This window comes from Collinsella sp. HCP3S3_E5 (genome assembly GCF_052067635.1).
GTDB lineage: Bacteria > Actinomycetota > Coriobacteriia > Coriobacteriales > Coriobacteriaceae > Collinsella.
This window is the reverse complement of record NZ_JBQHQF010000024.1, coordinates 23,288-30,562: the sequence shown is the minus strand read 5'-3', so window position 1 is coordinate 30,562 and position 7,275 is coordinate 23,288. Positions and strand designations below refer to the sequence as shown.

The 7,275-nt window shown below is 61.4% G+C and carries 5 protein-coding genes; 3 read left to right on the top strand and 2 right to left on the bottom strand.

All coding sequences use genetic code 11. The annotated features are described in order from the left end of the window. Positions 1-774 precede the first annotated feature (774 nt). Entirely contained in the window at positions 775-2,169 is a 1,395-nt protein-coding gene (locus ACTM82_RS07530; RefSeq protein ID WP_441055497.1) for a uracil-xanthine permease family protein, read from the bottom strand. Between the two features lie 351 nt (positions 2,170-2,520). On the opposite strand from ACTM82_RS07530, the gene ACTM82_RS07525 reads away from it, so the two are divergent. Further along, entirely contained in the window at positions 2,521-3,177 is a 657-nt protein-coding gene (locus tag ACTM82_RS07525; protein ID WP_441055499.1) for a helix-turn-helix transcriptional regulator, read from the top strand. 243 nt (positions 3,178-3,420) lie between these two features. On the opposite strand, the gene ACTM82_RS07520 is transcribed toward ACTM82_RS07525, so the two are convergent. After that, on the bottom strand, positions 3,421-3,798 hold the full coding sequence (locus tag ACTM82_RS07520) for a RidA family protein (protein WP_154514683.1): 378 nt from the start codon (positions 3,796-3,798) through the stop codon (positions 3,421-3,423). A 299-nt stretch (positions 3,799-4,097) separates the two neighbouring features. Here ACTM82_RS07520 and ACTM82_RS07515 point away from each other — a divergent pair, with 299 nt between their 5' ends. Together ACTM82_RS07515 and ACTM82_RS07510 are read left to right on the top strand one after the other, a co-directional pair. Beyond that, the gene (locus tag ACTM82_RS07515; protein ID WP_441055501.1) at positions 4,098-6,593 is read left to right on the top strand and encodes a DUF3656 domain-containing U32 family peptidase; all 2,496 of its coding nucleotides are present in this window, start codon (positions 4,098-4,100) and stop codon (positions 6,591-6,593) included. 15 nt (positions 6,594-6,608) lie between these two features. Beyond that, the gene (locus tag ACTM82_RS07510; protein WP_427717635.1) at positions 6,609-7,268 is read left to right on the top strand and encodes an RluA family pseudouridine synthase; all 660 of its coding nucleotides are present in this window, start codon (positions 6,609-6,611) and stop codon (positions 7,266-7,268) included. Positions 7,269-7,275 lie beyond the last annotated feature (7 nt).

Here is a 7,275-nt window from a genome sequence, read left to right as displayed (position 1 = left end):
GCGTCGACTAAACGTGCAGCGTGCGCGGGCCCTCCCGACGGGAAACGAAAAAGCCCGGTTTAAAACCGGGCTCGAACAAACACGCCTATTGACAATGGCTTTCTCATATTAGAGGGGTCGACGCCGTTAAGGCATTGACCCCTTGATCAAAGCAACGGCGCTGCCCAGCTATCACCCTTGGGCTGCCGTCGACTTCATTCTACCCACGGTTGCCAGGTTTAACAAATGAATTTTCAGTAACGAGGCCTCGGCGCCCGCTCCTGCGTTCGCTCAACTCGTCGCTCTACTCCAGCCACCACTCAACATCCACGGAGCACTCAACCGCAAATGCTAAAGACCACGCGATCGGGCAAAGCCCCGTCACCAACAACACAGGACGGACCCTCAGCTTCCTTTACGTTATAGCTAGCTATATTATACTTTCCGATAATATAGCTAGCTATAACGTAATTCGACAAGCGGCGCACGCAAAAGGGGCGGTACACCACCGCACACGGACCGTTCCGGAAGCTCCTGACCGCTCTGGTCTCGCTCCTCACAGCGCTCATCGGACTTTCCGAGGCACTCAAGCAGCTTCCGAAGCATAAAAAGAGGGGTCGACGCCGTTAAGGCATCGACCCCTTAATCTAAACAACGACACTGCCCAGCTCTTCACCACTTGGGCTGCCGTCAGCCTTATTTTACCCACGGGACAAACCCTTTGAAGTGCGGCTTGGCGCCGCATGGCGTCGGCGGACGAGGCGATGCGTCCGCCGACGAATAGCACCGAATTAGTTACTTCTTGCTCTCGGGCAAGACCAGATCCACGGCAGCGTCCTTGGCAGCATCGATGTGCTGAGCCACGACCAGCGTCTGCGGAAGGATCAGGTTAAGGACAATGGCCATGATGGCGGTGGGGGTTACGGCATTGGAGCCGATGACGGTGGACACCCAGGTGGGCATGCCCTCGCCGGCAAGGCAACCGCTGGCCATCCAGATACCCAGGCCAAAGACGACGGAGGTACCGACGATGGTGGTGGTGCGCTGCGTAAGGCCCTCGCGGGTGAACATGCGCACGCCGTTCATGGTGATGGTGCCAAAGACGCCGACGGTCGCGCCGCCGATGACAGGCTGCGGGATAGCGGAAAGGACGGCAGAAAGCTGCGGGAACAGGCCGGCGATGGCAAAGACGGACGCGATGATCACAAAGACCCACTTGTTGACGACCTTGTTGGAGCAGATGATGCCCACGTTCTGGCCAAGGGCGCTGGTGGGAAGACCGCCCAGCAGGCCGCCGACCATAGAGGTGAGGCCCTGGGACACGATAGCGCCGGAGAGCTCGCGCTCGGTGGGCATGCGGTCGATGGAGCCCAGGCAGGCGGCGGAGACATCGCCGATAACCTGGATGGCAACCATGGGGAACACGACGGCGAGGGTAATGCAGACCTCGGGATCAAACTCGAGTGCGTAGGGCATGAGCTTGGGAAGGGCGAAGACCTGAGCGGTGGCGACGCTGGAGAAGTCGATCATGCCAAAGGGAATGGAGACGATCATGCCAACGATCATGCCAAAGAACACAGATCCCAGCTTGAACGTGCCCTTGCCAAAGTTGGCGAGCGCGAAGACCACGGCGAAGGTGATAAGAGCGACGCACCAGGCCTGCGGGGTGCCCCACAGCGGCGTGCCCATACCGCCGGCCATATACTTGACGGCCGTGGGATACAGGGAGACGCCGATGGAGAAGATGACCGTACCGGTCACGACGGGCGGGAACAGCCACTTAATCTTGCTGTAGGCCAGACCAAAGAGGACTGCGACGGCACCGCCGACAATCTCGCCGCCCAGCAGCGCACCAAAGCTAAAGCCCGAGGCACCCATAGCCTGCAGGGCCGGCAGGAACGCGAACGAGACGCCCATGACGATGGGCAGGCCGCCGCCGATGCGGCGGAAAGGAGCGAAGGCCTGAAGGGCCGTGTCGATTGCCGAAAGAATGAGCGCCACCTGAATGATGTCGGTGCTCTGCTGGCTGTTAAAGCCGTAGACGCCGGCCATGATGACCGCCGGGGTAATGATGCCGGCAAACGATGCCAGTACGTGCTGAAGGGCACACGGAATCATTTCCTTAACGGGCGGCATGCCTTCGCGAGTGAACAGGGCTTCAGTGCCGTTCGTAACCGTCTCCTGGGCCATTTGACCACCAATCCTCGAAGTAGTTGTTTTCGCATCTAGCGCTCTATTGTGACGCAGTGCGGGGTTGAGGTTGTGCCTTCGGTGAATATCGTATTAAAGAATTTTCTCATTCTCAATAATAATTTTTTGTTATCAGACTATTTTTTAGCTGAGACAACGCATTTCCGCAGGTCAGGAAAGTGTCTGGTCAAAATAACATCTAACTTTTCTTTTGGTCGACCGCTTACCGCCAAAATCCTACCGTTCGTCTGTATTACGCAATGTACCTGCGAATATACGAGTCGATAGACACCGTGTTACCATGAGAAAAAATTGTTATGAAACCTCCGATTTCATCCAAAGGAGTTGCCCGTGAACGAGACTGTACGTCGCTTTTTGCCGATGGTCGATTTCCTGGAGCAGATACTCGGCAAAAACAGCGAAATCGTGCTGCACGATTTCTCGGATCCCGACCACGCCATCGTCGATATCCGCAACGGCATCGTGAGCGGCCGCAAGGTCGGCGGTCCCGCCACCGATCTGGCACTCAAGATCATGCAAGATCCCAAGTATCGCGACCTGCCGTTTATTACGGGCTACGAGGGACGTGGTGCCGGTGGCAAGACGTTGGAATCCGCAACGTACTTTATTCGCGAGGATAACGAGATCGTCGGCATGCTCTGCGTCAACACCGATCTTTCCACGGTACGCTCCATCAACGCCATGGCTCAGCAGCTCATGGCCTGCTTCGACGCTGCGCCAAGGCAGGCGGAGCCCGCGTCTATCGAGGTCGAAATTCTTTCGGAGTCTACACAGGAGCTCATCGACCACAGCATTTCCGAATTGCTCGAAAGCCGCGGCCAGGATGTCGCCTCGCTTGGGCAGGCCGATCGCGTGGACGTTATTCGCCACCTTAACGGCAACGGCGTATTTATGCTCAAGGGCGCTGTTGCCTGCGCTGCCACCTCGCTGGGCATCTCGGAGCCCAGCGTCTACCGCTACCTGCAAAAAGTTCGCAAGGAAGGCTAACGAGCAAAATGGAGCGCGGGCAGTCTTTTTGGGACGGGGCTATTTTAGCTACCCTCCCTCTGCCCACGATTTCGATGAGCCGCAAGTAAAATCAATCCTGCATATAGGGGTAGCTAAAATGGCCCCGTTCCAAAAGACTGCCCTTGGTGGCTCCGCAAGCGATCCGTCACGTGACAAAAGACCCTGCAGCTCACACGCACTGCAGGGTCTTTTTGCATGTCATGTTTAGTTGTTGCCAACGCTTTAGAGAGCGGCGACGACCTCGATCTCGACCAGACCGCCAGCCGGAAGAGCGGCAACCTGGAAAGCGCTGCGCGCGGGGAATGGGGCCTCAAACTTGGAGGCATAAATCTCGTTCACGGCGGCAAAGTCGGCGATGTCAGCCAGGTAGACCGTGGTCTTGACGACATCGGCAAACGTAGCGCCGGCAGCGGTCAGCAGGGCTTCGACGTTGGCGAGGGACTGCTTGGCCTGGGCCTCGATGCCCTCGGGCAGCTTGCCGGTCGCGGGATCGATGCCCAGCTGGCCGGACAGGAACACCATGTTGCCGGACTGGATACCGGGAGAATACGGGCCGATGGCTGCGGGCGCGTTATCGGAAGACACGACGGTCTTGCTCATGTTTTTCTCCTTACGATCAAATAGAGAGCGTGAGCGCGGCGTTCGCACCGGGAGGCACAGTTCGGTCTGAACACCGCGCTTGATTGGGATAGTAGGGGATGATTTTGCCCGATGCAAGATAATTATCAGATTGCGATAATATTTTATCGCCCAACGGTTTCCCCGAACCGCCGAACGGTTCTCCACCGGGTCAGCCAGCCCAGGCTACTGAAGACTTTGTCCTGCTTAGACTGCGGGCATCGCCCATCGCGACGGTGCCACTATACTTTTGAATATCTGAGCATTTTGAAAGGCAGGATATGACCGCAACCGCCAGCCGAACCACCAACCGCAGGCCCGAGCTTCTGGCCCCCGCCGGAGGCCCGGAGCCCTTTGCCGCCGCGCTCGCCGCCGGGGCAGACGCCATCTACTGTGGCATGGGCAGCTTCAACGCCCGCCGCAAGGCCACCAACTTTACCGATGAGGCCTTTGAACAGGCCTGCCGCGCCGCGCACCTGGCCGGCTCGCGCGTCTACGTCACGGTCAACATCGTCATCAAGCAGTCCGAGATGAGCGATGCGCTGCAGCTCATCCACCGCTGCTCCACGCTGGGCGCCGACGCTTTTATCATCCAGGACTGGGGCCTGTTCTTTGAGGTCAAGCGCACCATGCCCGGCATCGAAACCCATATCTCGACCCAGGCGAACATCCACGATGACCGTGGAACCATCTGGTGCCGCGAGCAGGGCGCCGACCGCGTGACCCTCTCGCGCGAGCTTTCCATCGACGAGATCGCCGCCATCCACGACGCCGCGCCCGACGTTGACCTGGAGGTCTTTAGCCACGGCGCCATCTGCTTTTGCTACTCGGGCCTGTGCCTGCTCTCGAGCTTTGCCATGGCGGGCCGCTCGGCCAACCGCGGCATGTGCGCTCAGCCCTGCCGTCTGCCCTACGAGCTGATCGACGAGAACGGCCGCACGCTCTCCCCCGCCGGTCGCGAGCGCGCGCTATGCCCGCGCGATACCAACACCTCGCAGCTTGTTCGCCGCCTGTATGACGCCGGCGCCGCATCGCTCAAGCTCGAGGGCCGTATGAAGGCGCCCGATTACGTGTACTCCATCGTCGATGTGTATCGTCATCAGATCGATGACATGCTGGCCGGGGCCGTCGTAGATAAGGACGAGGACGCCGCTCGCCAGCGCCAACTCAAGCGCTGCTTTAACCGCGACTTTACGCACGCCTATCAGGACGGCACCTCGGGCGACGAGATGATGAGTTACGAGCGCTCCAACAACCGCGGCCAGATTGTGGGCACGGTGCTGGGCAGCCGTCTGGCCAACCGCGACGTGCGCGGGCTCAAACCCGACGACCGTCGTCGCCGCGCCGCCATCGCCCGCATTGAGCTGTTTGAGCCCGTGGGCAAGGGCGACCTGTTGGAACTTCGCCACGACGATGAGTTCGACCAATTCCTGACCACTATCGCTACCGATGATGCCGCCGCCGGCGACATCATCGAGTGCCGCGTGCCCCGTAGTATGCCCGAGGGCTGCCGCGTGCGTGTGATTCGCAGCCAGCGCGCCATTGACGCTGCCGGCGCTGCGCTCAAGCGCGACGTGCTACGCCGCCGCGCCGTAGACGTGTCCGTCGTGGCGCGTCTGGGCGAGCCGTTTACCGTCACGCTCACCTGCTGCGACGACCCCACGCTCACCGCCACCGCCACCGGCTTTACCGTCGAGGCCGCCAAGACCCGCGCGGTTGAGGCGTCCGATCTGGTGGAGCACGTGGGCCGCATGGGCTCCTCGCCCTTTGAGGCCGCGAGCTTTGACGTGGCGCTCGATGAGGGCTGTGGCATGGGCTTCTCCGCTGTGCACAAGGTGCGCGCCGCCGCTTGCAAGGCGCTCGAGGAGGCCATTCTGGCGCCTTACGAGGAGCGCGCCCACACGCTCGAGCTGCCGGCGATTGTCACCAGTGATTCCCGCCCCGCGCCCGAGCACTACCGCGATGAGCCTCAGATCTGCGCCACCGTCACCTCGCTCGACGCCGCCGAGGCAGCGCGCGCGGAGGGAGCCGCGCGCATCTACATGACCACCGACGCGCTCGATGCGGCCGAGCTCTCCCCCGCCGATGCGTTTGAGCAGGGTATTGTCCCCGTGCTCGATGAGGTCTGCCGCGCCGTCGACCACGCGCGCGTCGACCCGTGGGTTGTTGCCGGTGCCACGGTCGCTATTGGCAACATCTCTGAGCTTGCCCTGGCCGCCCAGGTTGGTGCCACGGCCGAGATTCGCTCTTGCCTGCCCGTGCACAACACGCCTTGCATGGAGGCACTCGCCGAGCGCGGAGCCGGGGCGTTTTGGCTCTCGCCCGAGATCACGCTCGACGAGATTATCTCGCTTGGTACCTCCGCGCCCGCGGCCCTGGGCATCACCGTTTTCGGCCGCCCGCGCGTTATGACGAGCGAGCACTGCATCCTGCAGGTGGCCAATGGCTGCATCCACGATTGCGCCAACTGCCGCCTGCGCGCCCGCAAGCTGTCGCTCAAGAATATCGACGGCAAGGTCATGCCGGTGCGTACCGACATCCACGGCCGCTCGCGGCTGTACGACGCCTACCCCATCGACCTCACACCGCAGGTTCCACAGCTGCTCGACGCCGGCGTGCGCCGTCTCATGGTCGACGGAACCCTGCTCGAGGCCAATGAGATTGGCCGCGCCGTCGCACGCGTCCGTCGCGCCGTCGAGGCCGCGCAGGCCGGCCGTAAGCCCGCCGCCCGCCTGCGCGGCGCCACTTCGGGCTGCATGTTTGTGGGAATTAGCTAACCGAAAGGCTTACACGTGAACGAAGAACCTCAAGTCCTCTACTGCGACGCCTGGCTCATGGCCATCGATAAGCCCGCCGGCATGATCGTCCACGGCGACGGCACCGGCGAGCGCACGCTTACCGACTATGCCAGCGACCTTTTGCTGGCGATGGGCGACGGCTTTGCCGCGACCGACATGCAGCCGCTCAACCGCTTGGACCGCGACACTACCGGCGTGGTGCTGTTCTCGCTCGACAAGCAGACGCAGCCCGCCTTTGACCAGATGGTCATCGACCACGCCTTCGAAAAGCACTATCTGGCGCTCGCCGAGGGCAAGATCGACTGGAACGAAAAGCTCATCGACAAGCCCATCGCCCGCGACCGCCACGATAGCCGCAAGATGCGCGTCGGCGCCAGCGGCAAGCCGTCTCAGACGCGCGTCAAGGTGCTCAAGCGCCTTAAGAGCCGTCGAGGCCTGCCCACCCGTTCGTATATCGATGTTGAGCTGCTCACGGGCCGCAAACACCAGATCCGCGTGCACCTGGCAAGCGAGCATCATCCCCTGGTTGGCGACGACCTGTACGGAACGCCGCGCCCCTGTGGCCTCATGCTCCACGCCCACAGCGTATCCTTTACCCATCCCGTAACCGGCGAGCACATCTACATCGAAGCCCCCTGCCCCTGGGAGCCCTAAAACCTGC

Bases quoted from the DNA above. Each gene is read 5' to 3' on its own strand.
- ACTM82_RS07530 (WP_441055497.1), bottom strand. From the start codon at position 2,169: ATGGCCCAGGAGACGGTTACGAACGGCACTGAAGCCCTGTTCACTCGC.
- ACTM82_RS07520 (WP_154514683.1), bottom strand. From the start codon at position 3,798: ATGAGCAAGACCGTCGTGTCTTCCGATAACGCGCCCGCAGCCATCGGC.
- ACTM82_RS07515 (WP_441055501.1), top strand. From the start codon at position 4,098: ATGACCGCAACCGCCAGCCGAACCACCAACCGCAGGCCCGAGCTTCTG.